General features: G+C 35.8%; 15 protein-coding genes and 1 riboswitch. Of the genes, 10 read left to right on the top strand and 5 right to left on the bottom strand.

Annotated features, from left to right (window positions below; all coding sequences use genetic code 11):
• Positions 1 to 33: 33 nt before the first annotated feature.
• Positions 34 to 1,176: an ABC transporter substrate-binding protein gene (locus LQ189_RS10285; RefSeq protein WP_230156472.1), complete on the bottom strand. Its 1,143-nt coding sequence runs from the start codon at positions 1,174 to 1,176 to the stop codon at positions 34 to 36.
• Positions 1,177 to 1,583: 407 nt separating this feature from the next.
• Here LQ189_RS10285 and cobU point away from each other — a divergent pair, with 407 nt between their 5' ends.
• The 6 genes from cobU to LQ189_RS10255 all read left to right on the top strand — a co-directional run bounded on the left by cobU (position 1,584) and on the right by LQ189_RS10255 (position 8,155).
• The gene (gene cobU / locus LQ189_RS10280) at positions 1,584 to 2,099 is read left to right on the top strand and encodes a bifunctional adenosylcobinamide kinase/adenosylcobinamide-phosphate guanylyltransferase (protein ID WP_230156466.1); all 516 of its coding nucleotides are present in this window, start codon (positions 1,584 to 1,586) and stop codon (positions 2,097 to 2,099) included.
• Positions 2,096 to 2,737 carry a diphthine--ammonia ligase gene (locus LQ189_RS10275; RefSeq protein WP_230156464.1) on the top strand — a complete coding sequence of 214 codons (642 nt, stop codon included), beginning with the start codon at positions 2,096 to 2,098 and terminating at the stop codon, positions 2,735 to 2,737. Before cobU ends, LQ189_RS10275 begins: the two co-directional genes overlap by 4 nt.
• An 84-nt stretch (positions 2,738 to 2,821) precedes the next feature.
• A complete protein-coding gene (gene cobT, locus LQ189_RS10270; protein WP_230156462.1) occupies positions 2,822 to 4,504 on the top strand; it encodes a nicotinate-nucleotide--dimethylbenzimidazole phosphoribosyltransferase in 1,683 nt (560 codons plus the stop codon).
• Between the two features lie 33 nt (positions 4,505 to 4,537).
• Positions 4,538 to 5,338, top strand: coding sequence for an adenosylcobinamide-GDP ribazoletransferase (locus LQ189_RS10265; protein ID WP_230156460.1), 801 nt, complete (start codon positions 4,538 to 4,540; stop codon positions 5,336 to 5,338).
• A complete protein-coding gene (gene cobC / locus LQ189_RS10260) occupies positions 5,323 to 5,859 on the top strand; it encodes an alpha-ribazole phosphatase (protein ID WP_230156458.1) in 537 nt (178 codons plus the stop codon). Before LQ189_RS10265 ends, cobC begins: the two co-directional genes overlap by 16 nt.
• Before the next feature lie 40 nt (positions 5,860 to 5,899).
• A riboswitch (cobalamin riboswitch) is annotated at positions 5,900 to 6,170 on the top strand.
• A gap of 74 nt (positions 6,171 to 6,244) precedes the next feature.
• A complete protein-coding gene (locus LQ189_RS10255; protein ID WP_230156456.1) occupies positions 6,245 to 8,155 on the top strand; it encodes a TonB-dependent siderophore receptor in 1,911 nt (636 codons plus the stop codon).
• A gap of 78 nt (positions 8,156 to 8,233) precedes the next feature.
• Here LQ189_RS10255 and LQ189_RS10250 read toward each other — a convergent pair whose 3' ends face one another.
• Together LQ189_RS10250 and LQ189_RS10245 are read right to left on the bottom strand one after the other, a co-directional pair.
• Positions 8,234 to 8,854, bottom strand: a complete 621-nt coding sequence (locus LQ189_RS10250) for an N-acetylmuramoyl-L-alanine amidase (protein WP_230156454.1) — start codon at positions 8,852 to 8,854, stop codon at positions 8,234 to 8,236.
• Positions 8,855 to 9,035: 181 nt separating this feature from the next.
• On the bottom strand, positions 9,036 to 10,484 hold the full coding sequence (locus LQ189_RS10245) for a S41 family peptidase (RefSeq protein ID WP_230156447.1): 1,449 nt from the start codon (positions 10,482 to 10,484) through the stop codon (positions 9,036 to 9,038).
• A 118-nt stretch (positions 10,485 to 10,602) separates the two neighbouring features.
• Between LQ189_RS10245 and LQ189_RS10240 the strand changes: the two genes are divergently transcribed.
• From LQ189_RS10240 to LQ189_RS10225, 4 genes are read left to right on the top strand one after another with little or no spacing between them, the layout of a single operon-like run.
• On the top strand, positions 10,603 to 11,112 hold the full coding sequence (locus tag LQ189_RS10240; protein WP_230156445.1) for an RNA polymerase sigma factor: 510 nt from the start codon (positions 10,603 to 10,605) through the stop codon (positions 11,110 to 11,112).
• On the top strand, positions 11,099 to 11,569 hold the full coding sequence (locus LQ189_RS10235; protein ID WP_230156443.1) for a hypothetical protein: 471 nt from the start codon (positions 11,099 to 11,101) through the stop codon (positions 11,567 to 11,569). Before LQ189_RS10240 ends, LQ189_RS10235 begins: the two co-directional genes overlap by 14 nt.
• Positions 11,570 to 11,622: 53 nt before the next feature.
• The gene (locus tag LQ189_RS10230; RefSeq protein WP_230156441.1) at positions 11,623 to 12,222 is read left to right on the top strand and encodes a DUF4252 domain-containing protein; all 600 of its coding nucleotides are present in this window, start codon (positions 11,623 to 11,625) and stop codon (positions 12,220 to 12,222) included.
• A 1-nt stretch (position 12,223) separates the two neighbouring features.
• A complete protein-coding gene (locus tag LQ189_RS10225; protein ID WP_230156439.1) occupies positions 12,224 to 12,757 on the top strand; it encodes a DUF4252 domain-containing protein in 534 nt (177 codons plus the stop codon).
• A gap of 60 nt (positions 12,758 to 12,817) precedes the next feature.
• On the opposite strand, the gene LQ189_RS10220 is transcribed toward LQ189_RS10225, so the two are convergent.
• The gene (locus LQ189_RS10220) at positions 12,818 to 14,422 is read right to left on the bottom strand and encodes a PepSY-associated TM helix domain-containing protein (RefSeq protein ID WP_230156437.1); all 1,605 of its coding nucleotides are present in this window, start codon (positions 14,420 to 14,422) and stop codon (positions 12,818 to 12,820) included.
• A gap of 100 nt (positions 14,423 to 14,522) precedes the next feature.
• Positions 14,523 to 16,670, bottom strand: a complete 2,148-nt coding sequence (locus tag LQ189_RS10215) for a TonB-dependent receptor (RefSeq protein ID WP_230156435.1) — start codon at positions 16,668 to 16,670, stop codon at positions 14,523 to 14,525.
• Positions 16,671 to 16,690 lie beyond the last annotated feature (20 nt).

Raw genomic sequence — 16,690 nt, 5'->3', positions numbered from 1 at the left:
AATGTAAAATTTCAAGTATAGATTTAGTTCTTATTACTTTAATTTTTCGGCAAAAGTAAAAGTATAATTTGGTAATAATTCTGGATGAAATATTTTAATGTAATCTTTTAAAACTAAATCAGGACGGCTTGTTGCTAATTCGTAGTAGACAGTTCCTCCAGTTGGTCCCACTTTACTTTCAAAAGTGTATACATTTTTAGCTTTTAAGGCGTCAAATTGATTGTAATGCGGGTTGCTGTTTTTAAACTCATTGTTACTGTTAAAAGAGCCTGTTGCAATCCAGTATTTAGCAGTTCTTGCTTTTTCTAAAATTTTTTCAAAAGGTAGACTTAAACTTCCTGTACCTTTAATGTCGGCCCATAAATAATTTGCTTTTGCATCCATCATGAACTGCGCTACCCAGCTGTTTCCTCTTGCTACATACCATTGTTCTTGGTACATAGAACCATATAAAACTGTTGAGGTTGATTTTTTTTGAGCTACGAGTTGTTGTGCTTCCTTGTAGTTTTTTACTATGGTGTCAAAGATGATTTTGGCTTCTTTTTCTTTTCCAAATAAGGCGCCGTACAATTTCAACCATTCTGCTTTTCCTAGTGGTGTTTGCTCCATCCAGTCGGCTTGAATAAGCACTTTAAGGCCGCTTTTTTGTAAATTATCAAGAGTAGGATTGTTGTTGTTTATACCAAAGCTTACAATTAAATTTGGCTCTAATTCAATGAGTTGTTCTACGTTTAATTTTTCGTTTTGACCTAAATTTTTAACTAATCCAGCATCAATACGCTTTCTGGTTTTAGCAGATGATATATAATTGGTATGTGGAAAACCAGTGAGTTTTTGTTCTACTTGGAGCATTTCTAGGAACGGAATTATTGTTGTTGAGGTTACAACAATAGATTGTAAAGGTACTTGTATTGCCGGATGTTTCTTTAAACTATCAGGTACAATGCTATTTTTTTCTCGTAAGATGTAGGTGAATTTTTTTTTGGCTTCGGGCCAAGGATTTGACACCGTAACTTTAGAGAATCCTTCGTATTTATGTATTGCCAGTCCTGAGGCGTATTCAATGCTGTTTGCAGCAGTGGTGGAATCAGTTGCAGTGGTATTTTCTTTTTTATTACATCCAATAAAAATTGAAATCATCACAATAAAAAGGGTGCGCTGTATGGAAATTCTCATGGCTTAATTTTTCGCTTGACGCAAAGGTAAATTAAAATTATAAAATTTCTTGTTTATTTTTAGCGGTAAAAAAATGAACAAATACTATATTTACATCATGAATATGCTAGCAAATAAAAGTTGTTCAAATTGTGGATTGCCTTTTTTGTGTCAGGTTCAAAACAGTTGTGCCAATTGCTGGTGCTATGGTTTTCCATTGGTACATGTATCAGATGTTAAAAAAGATTGTATGTGCCCTTCTTGCCTAGAGAGTAGTTTGCAATTTCACAAAGATAATCGTAGTGAAAAAGTATCAGTAAAAACATTGACTGTCAAAAAGTTAGATTGAAGTAAAAAAGGTTTGGGATAAATTACTGATTTTCCATTTGAAAGTAGAGAATAGAATTTTGTAAAGAAAAAAACAAAGAATGATATATTTAATAACGGGTGGTGAACGGTCAGGAAAGAGCAGTTATGCTGAAAGTTTAGCCAAAGAACGTTCCAGCAATCCTATATATGTAGCAACTGCTAGAAAATGGGATGCTAATTTTCAAGAACGAATAGATAGGCATCAAAAAGACCGAGACGGACGCTGGATCAATATTGAAAAAGAAAAGTTCTTAAGTGAAATTGATTTCACAGGTAAAGTAGCCGTTATTGACTGTGTCACGCTCTGGTTAACTAATTTTTTTGTGGATACTAAAAATGATGTTTCTCAGTGTCTGGAACAAGCAAAAGCTGAAATTGATGCTCTTGCAAAACAACAAAACACTACCATTATCATAGTTACAAACGAAATAGGAATGGGACTGCATGCTGATACCGCTGTGGGTAGAAAATTCACGGAGTTACAAGGATGGATGAATCAGTATATTGCTAAAACGGCTGATACCGTTGTGTTGATGGTATCTGGAATTCCAGTAACAATAAAAACCAGTATATGAATTTTGTAACCTCATGGAGTGGAGGGAAAGACAGTTGTTATGCCATGATGAATGCTGTTCAAGCAGGAAATACGCCCAAAGTAGTTCTCAACATGATGAATGAAAGCGGAAAAGTTTCTCGTTCTCACGGTTTGCCGTTGTCTATTTTAGAACAGCAAGCTCAAAAAATGAGTCTCCCATTATGCGGAATTCCTGCTACTTGGGGTGATTATGAAAGTAAATTTATACACGTATTAAAGGACTTAAAATCAAAATACGATTTACAAGCTGCCGTATTTGGTGATATTGATTTGCAGGCTCACAAGGACTGGGAAGAAAAGGTTTGTGCTGCTGCTTCTTTACAAGCTATTTTGCCTTTGTGGCAACAAAACCGAATGCAGCTGGTGCGAGATATGATTGCAAACGGTATAGTAACCATGATTGTGTCTTGTAATACCCACATGGGAGAAAACTATTTAGGAAAAATATTGACACTTGACTTGGCCCAGGAATTAATAGGTATTGGAGTTGATCCTTGCGGAGAGAATGGTGAGTTTCATACTCTAGTGCTAAATTGCCCATTATTTGAAAGTCCTATAAATCTCCCAGAGTATACAACGGTAACTTATGATTCATATTGTTTTGTAGTTTGGCAATAAAAGCTAAAGTTTATAGAATCAATTTATAGTTTTTTTTTCGAAAATTAATAGAAAAAAATATCCAATTCAAATTTAAAAAGAAAAATGACTTACCTAGAAGAAATTATACAATCTCGCAGAGATACACGTCATTTTACCAACGATGAAGTTCCAGACGAAGTTCTTCAAAAAGCCTTGCAGGCGGGTCATTACGCACCATCTGTAGGACTCACTGATGCGACTAAATATTTCTTGATTAAGTCTCCCCAAATCAAGCATGCAATTAAAGAATTGTTTTTAGAATACGATAAAAAAGCTATTAACCTAACCGATGATGAATCCCAAAAAGAAACTTACAAAGCCTTAAAACTAGAAGCTATTGAGGAGGCTCCCGTGGGATTAGTAATAGCTTATGACAGATCTGTACTCAATAATTTTACAATAGGTACAGTAGGAAGTAATGAGTCTATAAAGTTTAGTGCCGTGTGTGCAGCTCAAAACATTTGGCTTTCGCTAACAGAGCAAGGATATTCCATGGGATGGGTGTCGATATTAAACTACCACCAATTCAAAACCATTCTAGGATTACCAGAACACATGGAGCCTTTGGGATATTTTTGTGTTGGCAAACCAGCAACAAATTATGAAAATCAGCCCATGTTGCAATTACTCAATTGGAAACAGAAATCAAAAACTCCTTTGGTTGAAGAAATTTCAGTTTTACATCATTTTAAATCTGAAACTAAGTCATGGCAATCCACAAATTTTGAAAATGAAAAGCTAGCCAAACAACTTCAAGAAAAAATAGATACTAAGACTAAGCCTACGGGTTCATTGGGTATCTTAGAAAAACTGGCTTTGCAAATTGGCACAGTTTTTCAATCTCTTGAACCCCAAATACGAAACCCTAATATAGTAGTTTTTGCTGCAGATCATGGCATTGCAAATCATGGAGTTAGCGCGTATCCTCAAGATGTTACAAGACAAATGGTGACTAATTTTTTAGCGGGTGGAGCAGCAATTAATGTATTTTGCAAGCAGCACAACATTGAACTGTCTATTGTAGATGCTGGCGTAAATTATGATTTTCCTACTAACACAAAGCTGATTTCAAACAAAATAGCAATGGGTACTCAGTCTTTTTTACAAGGACCTGCAATGAGTGCAACAGAACTAGAACTATGTTTTAAAAAAGGGAGTGATGTTGTGGCTGCAATTGCAAAAAAAGGCTCAAATTGTATTGGTTTTGGCGAAATGGGAATTGGGAACACCGCTACTGCTTCTCTTTTGATGAGTGTTTTGATGAAACTGCCGGTTTCTGAATGTGTGGGTAAAGGGACAGGGATAAATGATACCCAACTGCAACATAAAATTACAATTCTGGAAAAATGCAGGGAAAATTATAATGGTCCACAAGATGTAGATAGTTTGCTTGCTTATTTTGGAGGATTCGAAATCATGCAAATAGCAGGCGGAATGCTACAAGCAAAAATAGAAAACATGCTCATTCTTGTAGATGGATTCATAAGTTCAGTAGCTTTTTTAGTGGCTTACACTAAAAACAAATTGGTTTTAGAAAATGCTATTTTTTGCCACTCCTCAGCAGAGCAAGCACACCAAAAAATCCTTGATTTTTTAAATGTTCGTTCAGTGTTGCAACTTGATTTACGTTTGGGAGAGGGAACGGGTTGTGCTTTGGCTTTTCCCATTTTGGAATCGGCAGTTGCTTTTTTAAACGATATGGCCAGTTTTGAATCGGCTCAAGTAGACTCCAAAAACACAAATTAACATTATAAATTTGGCTTAGCCAAAGCATAAAAAATGAAAAAAGAAGCTCACATATTTTTTACAGCATTGATGTTTTATACCCGTATTCCGTGTCCTAAAAATATCGATCATAACCCTGATTATTTAAACAAGGCATCCCGATATTTTCCTTTAATTGGTTGGATTGTGGGTGCTGTGGCTTTTGGAGTCTATGCTGCGGCCTCTTGGTTATGGAATGCTGAGACTGGTATTGTCCTTTCGATGATTGCAAGTATATTGATTACTGGTGCTTTTCATGAAGATGGTTTTGCAGATGTTTGCGACGGATTTGGCGGTGGTTGGACCAAAACTAAGATTTTGACCATTATGAAAGATAGTGCTATTGGTGCTTATGGCGCTATTGGTTTAGTGTTACTTTTTTTGCTAAAGTTTATGAGCCTAGTAACTTTAGTCAAAAGTGAATCGCTATTTACAAACTACCATGCATTATTTACTTTTTTTTTAGTTTTTATAACAGGACATGCTCTTAGTAGATTTGCTGCAATATCGATTGTTTTTACACATGAATATTCTCGTGAGGATGCTTCTAGTAAAAGCAAGCCCATTGCACAAAGTTTCTCAAGTAAAGAGGTTATAGGAGCAGCATTTTTTGGATTGCTTCCACTGGTTGTGATGTCTTTTTATCAAATAGCATTTCTCTTGGTTCTAGTACCAATATCTCTTACTCGATTTTTTCTAGCCCGTTATTTTCAAAAATGGATTGACGGTTACACCGGAGATTGTCTAGGAGCCACACAACAAGTTTGTGAAGTTATTTTTTATCTTTCAATTAGTGCATTATGGAAATTTATTTAGTTAGACATACCGAGACCGTTTGCGAAAAAGGAATTTGCTATGGCCAATCTGATGTTGAAATTGCGACGCCTTATGAAGCAGTTTTTGATGCTATTTTAAAGCAATTGCCGCAAGATGCCCTACTTTATTCAAGTCCTTTACAGCGTTGTACCATTCTAGCAAAGTACATTCAAAATAATTTCGCTATTGCAAATGTGACGCTGGATGAGCGCTTGATGGAAATGAATTTTGGCGATTGGGAGTTGAAAAATTGGGACAGTATTCCACCTGATGTTTTTACCCCATGGATGACTGATTTTGTCAACGTCCCTGTACCAAACGGCGAGTCGTTTTTAAACCTCCACAACAGAGTATTGGATTTCATGGAAAATGCACTGGATTCCGCTACCACAAAACCCATTGTTATTGTGGCACATGGTGGAGTTATTAGGAGCTTTTTGTGTGCAGTTTCTAACCTGCCCTTACAAGATGCTTTTCAGAGTAAAGTAGATTTTGGCGCTGTTGTACGTCTTACTTTATAAAATTATCATTTTTTTTGGTGATTTTCTCATTATAATTTTATCTTTGCCGGCGTAATGAGGTTGTGATTTGATTATTTTCAAATTACATTAAAAGGGAAGATAGTGATTGAAAAGTTTTTTTTTAAGTTTTTTCATAAATTGTAAATATGAAACTACTACAAGAAAAATCATCTTCAAAAATCTAGCGCTGTACCCGCAACTGTAAGCTATAAAGATTGATGTTATCTACAATACCATTGTCCGCCGCGGCGGATGAGAAGGTCAACATCAAGACGCGAGCCAGGAGACCTGCCTATTGCACAGAGTATCAAACTTTCGGGAAAAAAAGTTTGGGTATGGGTCATTCTATGCTTTTCTCCCATTTACTAAATTTTACATTATTAAAATGAAAAAAAAGATCATTCGCATGAGTGCGATTGCGTTGTTTTTTGCTATGAATTCGTATGCACAAGAACAAGAGCCAGAACTATTGAATGAGGTAGTTGTATCTGATTCAAAATTTGCTTTATCCAAAGAAAAATCAGGAAAAGTTATTGTAAAAATTACTGCAAATGACTTAAAACAGAAGTCAGGACAATCACTGGCAGCGGTGCTTAGTACTGTGGCAGGTGTTGAAATCAATGGCAATCAAAGCCGGAACGGTAAAGATTTAGGGCTTTACATTCGCGGCGGAAGAAATCATCAAGTTTTAATATTAATTGATGGTGTACCAGTTACAGATGCTTCAGGGATTAGCTTATCTTATGATTTAAGACTTTTACCCATTGAGCAAATTGAAAGCATTGAAATCATGAAAGGGGCATCAAGTACCCTTTATGGATCAGGAGCTGCAACAGGAGTGATAAATATTACCTTAAAAAAAGCAGCTAAAAAAGCTATTGCGGGTAATGCTTACGTGAATATGGGTACGCAAACCACTGCAAAAAATCCAAATTATAATGTACAAGATTTTAGTCAAGGATTTGTTGTTAATGGTGGCGGAAAAAAAGTAAACTATTTTGCCTCGCTAAACAGTACTGAAACCACCGGAATTTCAGAGGCTAAACCAGCCAATTCGAATACTGAATTTGAAAATGACGCTTTTTCAAGAATTAACTCCGTGATTAAAATAGGGATCAATCCTACTGAACGTTTTTCCGTTGATTTTTTTGCCAATTATGACAAATTAAAAAATGATTTTGATTCAGGTTCTTTTGCTGATGATCTCAAAAATTACAGTGCCTCTAGACAATTTAGAGCTGGTTTTACGCCAAAATACAAATACACTAAAGGGGAGTTTGTTGTAAATGCTGCAGGAAATGTAATTGAAAGAGATATTTTTAGCTTTAACTCTCTGTTTTTGGCTAAATCAAGAAGTGTAAATGTAGATGCGTTTAATAAATACGAGTTCTCTTCACAGTTGTTTTTGGTAACAGGAGCACAATTTCAGTTTCATGAAATGTCAAATACAAGTCAATATGACGCCATTACTACTGATGTTGCAAAGTTTAACATGATTGATCCTTATGCTACAGCAGTTTATAATTCGGATTTCGGACTAAACTTAAATGCGGGATTACGTTACAATATGCATAGTAAGTACGGCAATCATTTGGTTTACAATATTAATCCATCTTTTAATCTTACTAGTAATTTTAAATTGCTGGCTTCCTACAGCACAGCATTTGTTGCACCTAGTTTGTATCAATTGTATTCACCGTACGGAGACTTAAATTTGACACCTGAGAACGATGCCACCGCTGAGTTTGGTTTTGATTGGAGTGCATTGAATAAAAAATGGGTGATTAATGCAGTAGGTTTTCAAAGGGAAGAGACAGATGCCATAGGATTTGACTTGGTTACTTATAAATATTTTAATGTTATAGGAAAAAATAAGGTACAAGGATTTGAAACTATGTTTGCTTATGCCTTTACGGATAAAATCAAGTTCAATGCAAATTATACTTTTACAGAACTTGAAAGACAATCACGTATTTTAAATCCAAAACACAAAGTAAATGCTAATGTAGATATTCAAGCAACAGCTAAGTTGGCTTTAAATTTTTCATATCAATTTGTATCAACTCGTTACTTAGAATTTACGACTTATCCTGCTCCTACATTTGATCCCGTTTTAAATGTTGATTTTCTTAAAGATTATCAATTAGTAAACACTAATATTAGATATGAGTTGATTAAAAACCGTCTTAATCTTTTTGGGGCTGTTGATAATATTTTGGACAAGGATTTTGTAGAGTCCAGAGGTTACGCTACACGTGGAAGAAACTTTAAAATAGGATTGAATTTCTTATTTTAAAAGACAAGATTGGTTGTTACATTGGATAAAAAAGCGAGACTCAGCAATGAATGTCTCGCTTTTTTGTTACAATTTGTTTTATTTTAAATCAGCTACAAATGATAGGATTGTAGTAGCAATTTGATCTTGTTTCTTATCATCAGTCAGGTAGGCTCTGTCAGATGAATTTGAAAGGTAGCCTAGTTCAATGAGTACTGCAGGTGCCACTGATTTTTTTAAAATAAAAAATGGAGCTTTTTTAATTTCTGATGGAGCTACTGCATTATTTTTTAAAAATTTAGTACGCAATTCATTAGCGATTTCAATTGATTCATCATTAACTAATGACTCATTAGCCACATAAAACTCCATTCCTGATTTTGATTCATTACGACTTTGGTTTACGTGTAAGGATATAACTAAGTTGGGTTTAATTTTATTGATGAAATCTGCACGGTTGGAGAGGGATACAAATTGATCATCATTTCGAGTAAAATGAATAATTACATTTTCATTTTTATTTAAGAATTTAATTTTCTGAGTTATTTTTTCTACAATTTGCTTTTCAGAACTAGTAATTGATCTGGCACCAAAATCAGAGCCGCCATGCCCAGCATCAATAACTACATGAATTTGTTTGTTGTTCTCTACACTTGGTTTTACAAATGCTAGCGATACAAAAGTAGCGCAAGCTAAAAAGAATGGAATAGCTTTCTTCATTGGTTTTCAGTTTTATAAGTTAATCTATATAAACTTACAAAAACCACTAATTATTGCCTGCTTTTTAATTATTTTACATAAAAGATTGTTAAGCAATCATCTTTAAGGTAAATAAAAAAAATGCCACAAATTCAAAGGGTTGAATCTTTAAATTTGCGGCAAAAATTAAGTTTTAAATTTTTTATTCTAATGCTTTTAGCAATCCTTCGGGAGCTTTTTCAATATACATTTGGTTCAATCCGTTTACGGCTTGTGAGCTACTGAAGTCTTCATAATCAGCTCTTTGTTTTTGAGGACTTACGCGACCTGTTCCTGTAATTTTTGCAATTGCAGTTTTCAATAAAGGCTCATTAACATCTCCTAAAACGCCCATGGTACTTACATTTTCTTTTTGAGGAAAATCTGGCTGTAAACCATTTTGATAATCTCCAAAACCAACCGAATTAACTATTTTTAATACAATAGGTTGCATGGCATATCTGTGTTTTGGATTTCTATTATCGGGTCCAAAACCTGGAGAATCGTACAGTGTTACTGAACCTACATTTTTTCCAACGGTAACATCACCTATTTGAATCACGTTGATGTGTGGTTCTAATCCGTTGACTACTAGTTCGCTTGCAGATGCTGAGCTATTACTTGTAAGAATATAAACTTTGGTTAAGTTTAAACTATTAATAGCGGCATTATCTATTTTATTAGTAAAATAATTATATAAAGCATCAGGATTCTCTGACTCAAAGTAATCATTGATTTCTTTATTCCATTGTTGTTTTGCAAATACCTTACCCGTAAACTGTCCCGTAATCATACTAGCTAAACGTGTTGCTGTTTGCACAGATCCTCCGCCGTTGTAACGTAAATCTAACACCAGTTCTGTAATACCTTGTGCTTTTAACGTACCAAAAGCTTCATTTAATTTGGTATCAAAATTTGCTGTAAAAGCGTTGTACATTAAATATCCTATTTTATGAGATCCTGAAGTTATTACTTTATTCACTAGAATAGGATTTTCGGTTAAGACTGTTTTTGTCAGGGCTATATTTTTGCCATTGGGTACAAATGCACCTCCCGATATATCAGCCATGTTAAGCGTATAATCATTATTAGATCCAAAAAGTAGAGACTGATAATTACTTACTGTAAGTGGCGTTCCATTCACTGCTGTAAAAACATCTCCTCTTTTAATATCCTTAGTAGCTGCATTAGAACCAGGAATAATATAGCGCACAAATCCGAAAATTTCTGATGAGCCAGTTGATTTTCTGCTTAGACCAAACTCAACTCCGTTATTGTTAGTAGTTCCTTGAAATTGTCCTTCTAGTTCTAAATAATCATCAACAATCCAACTGAATCTGTCTTTGTTAGCGTCTACACGTAGAGCTGCAAATAAATTTTCAGGAGAATCAAAATCTTTCAAGAAGTTGTTTAAACTTGCTTGATCAGCAAATCTTGTTTCATCTAAATTAGCAACTTCATCTGTCCATAGGTAGTATTGATTCATGCCTTTCCAAACAAAATCTTGTATTTCAAGTGTAGCTGGAGCTGCTACATCGTCATTGTCTTGACAGCCTTGTAGCACAAAAAGTGTAATGAGTAATAGTAGGGGAATTTTAAAGTAGGTCTTCATAGGTTTGGTTTATATCCTTATTAACGTAAAAATACTAACTTTAGTTTTAATTTAATAATTTATGTTACAAAATAACTTTTCAATCGTCTTGTATCTATAAGTTGTTAGTAAAACGTGTATGAACCAAAGCGAATTTGTAGTCTTGATCTCTCCATTTAAGGACAAAGTCTTTAGGTTAGCCAAGCGCTTATTAATTAGTACAGAGGAGGCCGAAGATGCAACGCAAGAGGTTCTGACTAAGTTGTGGTCAAAAAATGATTCTTTAAATAAGTACGGTAGCGTTGAGGCATTTGCATTGACCATGACTAAGAATTTTTGTTTGGATCAACTGAAATCAAAACGAGCTAATAATGAATCATTAGTTCATTCTAATTATGTAGATACTGCACCAAGTCTTGAAAAAAAATTAGAAGATCAAGATAGTCTTAAATGGGTTGATACTTGTTTAGCTCAATTGCCTGAACAGCAACGTATGATTGTTCAATTACGCGATGTAGAGCAATACGAGTTTGAAGAAATAGCAGCATTGTTACAAATGAATGAAAGCGCCGTTAGAGTCTCTCTTTCCAGAGCGCGAAAAATAATTAGGGAATACATTATAAAGACACACACCCATGGAAATCAATAAAATTGAGACACTTTTAGAAAAATACTTTGAAGGAGTAACAAGTATTAAAGAAGAGAATGAATTACGTATTTATTTTTCCTCAAGCGATGTTGCACAACATTTAATACAATACCAACATTTTTTTAAGGGTCTTGATCAGTCAAAAAAAGAGCAGTTTACCCGTATTGTTCCTTTTTATGAACAAAAAAGGCCTGTATTATGGCTTTCCATTGCAGCTTCTATGGTCGTTGCTGTAGGAGTAGGAAGCTATGCTTTTTTAAATACTGATACTGCGCCACCACAGTCAGATTTAGGAACCTATGAGGATCCCAAAGTTGCGTTTGAAGCTACACAAAAAGCCTTGTCTTTATTATCGAATAATATTAATGTTGGCATAGAAAGTGTACTATATCTAGAGGAGTATCAAATTGCAAAAAATAAAGTATTTAAAAAACCAGTAAGAAAACAAGGCAGTTAAAAAAACGCTAGCTTTTTTCAGTTCACATTTAATCATTAATTACCATTTATATCATGAAATCAATCAATCAAAAGGTGCCATTGAGCACAACGAACACAAAAGCTTTTAGCACTATTCAAAAGACATTTACAAAAATTGTGGTAACACTGGCGCTTTTTTTGGCTACAAATTCACTGTTTGCACAAACAGCATTTGACAAATTTGACGGTCAAGTAGAAGTCAAGTCATTTATTGTCAACAAAAAAATGTTTGACTTAATGAGTAAAGTAAAGATGGATGCATCCGATAAAGAAATGCAGCAATACTTAGCTTTAATTAAAAAATTAGACAACTTGAGGGTTTTCACAACCAAAAGTACTCGCGTAGAAGGCGAAATGAAACTAGCAGCTGATAAGTACATTAAAACCGCGGGTTTAGAAGAGTTAATGCGAGTAAATGATAATGGTAGAAACGTAAAAATCCTTGTAAAATCAGGTGTTGGAGATACACAGATACGTGAGTTGTTGATGTTTATTGAAGGAGCAAAAAATGAAGATACTGTTTTAATGTCATTGACTGGGGACTTTGATTTGAATGAAATTTCAGTGTTGACCGAAAAAATGCGTATTCCGGGTGGCGACGATTTGAAAAAAGCAAGTAAAGGTAAAAAGTAAGATGAAACTACGATACGGAATTCCCGCACTACTGGCTTTATTTTTGGTAAGTTGCAACAACGAGCAGTCTTTGCAAAAATATTTTGTAGAACATTCAGAAGATAAAAATTTTATTGCCTTAGATGTTTCTTCCGAAATATTGAATGTAGACAAGGCTAAGTTATCTGTAGCTCAAACCGAGGCTTTACAATCTTTTGATAAAATGAACATCTTAGCTTTTAACGCTAATGCGACTAATAAAGCTGAATTTGAATCGGAACGCGCAAAAGTAAATGCCATTTTAAAAGATAAAAAGTACCAGCAATTGATGAAATTTGGCTCAGGTAAAGAAGGAGCTTCAGTAAGTTTTGTGGGTACTGATGAGCATATTGAAGAGTTTATTTTTTTTGCCAATAAAAATGAAAATGGTTTTGCTGTAGTACGTGTGACAGGTGATGACATGAATCCTACGGGTGTTATGAACATGATAAGTGTGTTACAACAATCAAATATTGATATGGCTCAATTAAAACCTTTACAACAATTGATGAAATAATTATTGCTACAAAAAAGTAAAGCGTCATGAACTCTTGTTTATGACGCTTTTTTTTGGCTTTTATTTTTTCTTAAGGAACAAAATCAATCCTAAAACACTCACGATTAAAATTGCAAGTGCGGCCAAAACCATTGCTGCATCACGCACATTTTTACCTGCCCAATCTAAAAATAAAAATTTGTGTAGAATAGCAAAAGAATAACCTTCTCTTTTGTCTGCGTTTTCTACTTTTGCGGCTAATCTTGAGGTGGCTGTTTCTATAAAATAAGTAGTATTTTCAGGCGTGTCATAAGCAAGTTTCACCACAGGAAGGCGCTTGTTCACAAAGCCGTATTCCCGACTTTCAAACTCAGTAATAATTTTAGTTTCAACCAATTTTGCGTTTTGTAAAGAAGTTTCAGGTTCATCAGTTTCAGGGATCATTTCGCAACAAGCGGCTTTTGGTGCGCCATCTGTAAAATAATGGGCTAAAAATTCAGCATATTTCACATCCAGATTAGGTGTGATGCGATTGGTTTGTTCGTTGATGTAAACAATTTCTAGTGGTTGTTTGTCTTTCTTTGCCCATTTTGATTCAGGTGCGCTGATAGCCGTGTTGCTCTTTGTTACTTGCTTAGGAAGCAATTGACAACGGTAGTACAAACTGTCTTGAAATGCAACTATACTTGCATTTTCAAACCGATTCCAATCTAATTTTAAATCAGTAAGCGAAGTTGTAAGTGCTTCGGTTTTAAAGCTAGGTTCGTATACCATTTGCGAAAGCGTGTACGGGTCCCATTTGGTAGTGGCGTGATAAGCACCGCTAAAAGCAAAGGTTAAAGTAAACAGTGAAATCCAAATCCCAATTTGTCGGTGGTAACGGCGGATGCCTTTTTTGGGAGCAAGCGCATCACTTTTTTTGAATTGTTTCCAGAAAAGCCCATAAATCAAAAGTCCGCTTATTGCTGAAAAGGTGATCACAGACAAAAGTAAAATCATGATTATAATGCGCAAACTGTTATTAGAAATTACATCAATAAACGACCAATTGTGAAAGGTATCGAAGAACCAAATAAAAATTTGACGTGATTTCGGGTTGAAAGTGGCTAGTTTGCTTGAGGCGGTTTCTACATAAACATGCATTTCATCGTCACGATCAAAACTCAATTGGTAAACGGGTAAATAGCGGTTGACGTATTTGTATTGCGTTGTAAATTCAGTGAGGACTTTGCTGTTTGAAATGCTGCTGGTACTGTCTTGTAAAAAGTAACGCGCCAGAACTTCAGCGTATTTTTGATCACCGTTTTCAAGTTTTTGAGCCGTGGCTGCGTCAAAATAGAGTAGGGCTCCTGATTCGGTTTTTACTTGATAAAAGGTTTTATCGTTCAGGCTGACTAGGCGAAAGTTTTTGAACGTTTTGAGTTGGTTTTTTTGTAAAACCTCTTTCAACGTCATTGGCAATTGACCCGGCTTGATGATGGTTTGTGGAAGTTCTTGATTGGCGATTTCGGGTTTAAAAAAATGCGCCATAAACGGATGCATGATTCCTGAAAGTGTCCAAAAGATAACGGGAATAATTGTAATAATGGCCAAAGTTCGGTGCCACGAGTAGACGTGCTGCTTGATTTTTTTGATCCATTTGGAATCTTTTTTTCGTGTAGATGCCTTTTGATTTTCTTTTTTCATTTTGTGTGTTTTTTAGCCCGGATAGGAGCGATATCCTTTTTTGAGGCCTTTTTTTGGCCTCAAAAAAGATAAAGCGGATAGCCGGATAAGCTCCTGATAATTATTTTTTTAATGATAAGTTGTACTGCAATCCCATCATGAAAATGCGGGGTGCGGCGGCGGTATATGTAGCCTGATCGATTTCGGCATTGCCCCGAGAAACATTGGTAGCATACAATTTATCGGTCAAGTTCATGATATTGGTAAAAATTTCAACTTGCTTGTAGCGGTAGCCTAATCGAGCGTTGAAAAGGGTGTAACCCGCGTAGGAAACAGTGTTGATTTGGTTTTGAAACCAGCTTGATACGTACTGGCATTCTAGTGCTGCACGGAAGTTTGGGAACCATTTTGGGTAATAATTGAGCTCAGAATTAGCAATCCATCGCGGTGCGCTAGGCATGTCAAAGCCGTCGAGTTTTTGAACTGCATCGGTGCTTCGTCTGGAAACGGTAAAGTCGATAAATTCGTGGCGCGCATAGGTTCCGCCAAGGCGAAATGCAAGCTGTGAGGACGGATTGTATTGTAACCCAAGTTCAATTCCTCTATGGCTTGTTTTACCGGCTGATTGGGTATCGGTTGAATTGTCAGGTTGACGAATGCTCAATAATTCATTGCGACCATCAAGTACATACACGGCAAAATCTAGTGTCAATTTGTTTTTTAGAAAACTGCTATAACCACCAATTTCATAGTTTGAAAAATGTGCGGCATCAAGATCCGTGTAAAATTGTACGGGCGTAATTCCAGGTTTTGGACGGAATAAAGTGGTCACCGAAGGTGGAGAGAATCCTTGAGAATAATTGGCATAAAACCCAAGGGTAGTAAGCGGATTATAATTGATACCCGCTTTAAAGGTTAGTTGATCGTAGGTTTTGGCTCCCGAAGTAGCATTGATGTTATTGATGTAATCAATTTTGATGTAGTCGTAGCGCGCCCCTGTAGTTACCGTTACTTTTGAAAGCGGTTGAAAGTTGTATTGTACATAGCCCGAGTTGTTGTAAATGGTAGCATTGTAATTTGAAATGCGTAAGTCTGGTCGAACTTCTAAAATTTGATAATTATTTACCGTCTTTCCATCCGGATTTCGGTTGGCTTGTAATTTAATTTGGTGCGAAAAATAATCGTTTGGTGACCTATCATAAGTAGTTCCGGCAATTAGTTTAGAGTTTAAAAACGAAAATCCTTGTGTGTGCTGTGCCACTACACCGTAACTCTTAAAATCGTTCGAATTGATTTCGCCAGTTGCTTTTGTAGGATCGTTGGTTGCTGATGGCGTAGGATTCCATCGAATGCCATAGCTTGGGTTTTGCCCTAATTTATTGTCTCGGTGGTAAACGGTTACAACGGTTTGACTGTTCTCAGACCATTCTTTTTCAAGTGTTAAACGGCTCCGCAAAGCCTCTGATTTTCGGTAGGTAAAATCGGTTGTACTTTTGTACGAACGATTATTAAAGTCTTGCTCATTGATACTTCCTGTCATGTCAGAGTAATATTCACCTATATAAGTATTGCTTACTAGGCGTAACGTGTTAGAAAACACATATTGAAGTTTTGCGTTGAAATTATTTTTTGAATAGTCAGAAAAAGTGAGCCAACTGTTAGTTTGGTCTGTGCTCGCACCCGCAATGGCAAACGAAAATTTGCCTATAGTAGCGCTGCCAAAGGCTTGCAGGTTTTGGTAGCCGTATTGATCCGCCTGGATGCCTACTTTAAACTCAGGATCGCGGCTTGGTTTTACGGTAATAAAATTTATGGTTCCGCCCACAGCCTCTGGACCGTAAAGTGATGAAGCGGGTCCTTTGATCACTTCTAAATTCTGTAAATTAAACGGATTCATTTCAAGCAAAGCATTGTGGTTGAAAACGCCGAGTGGTCGAATGGGCAAGCCGTCTTCGAGATACAAATAATACGGGCTCAAACCCATAGGTTGCCTGATGGACATTCCGTGTTGCTCGTTACCGAGATTTGTCATCATTACGCCAGGCGTTTTATTCACAATTTCGAAAGCAGAAGTTGCTTTAGTTTCTTGAATGAGTTTTGTAGATAGTTTAGAAATTGCCACTGGCACCTCACTTCGTTTGGCCTTGCCACGGTTGGCGGTAATTACTACTTCGTTTAGGTTTTCTACGCCGCTGCTATCTACTGCAGCAGTTTTTTGTGCATAGGTATATTGTAACGCCAAAAGCATTACAAAAATTAATTTTTTCATTTTTTTTGAAAGGTGTAAAA

Source organism: Flavobacterium sp. CECT 9288 (genome assembly GCF_918731615.1).
In the GTDB taxonomy this organism is placed as follows: Bacteria; Bacteroidota; Bacteroidia; order Flavobacteriales; family Flavobacteriaceae; genus Flavobacterium.
This window is presented reverse-complemented; position numbering and strand designations above follow the sequence as displayed.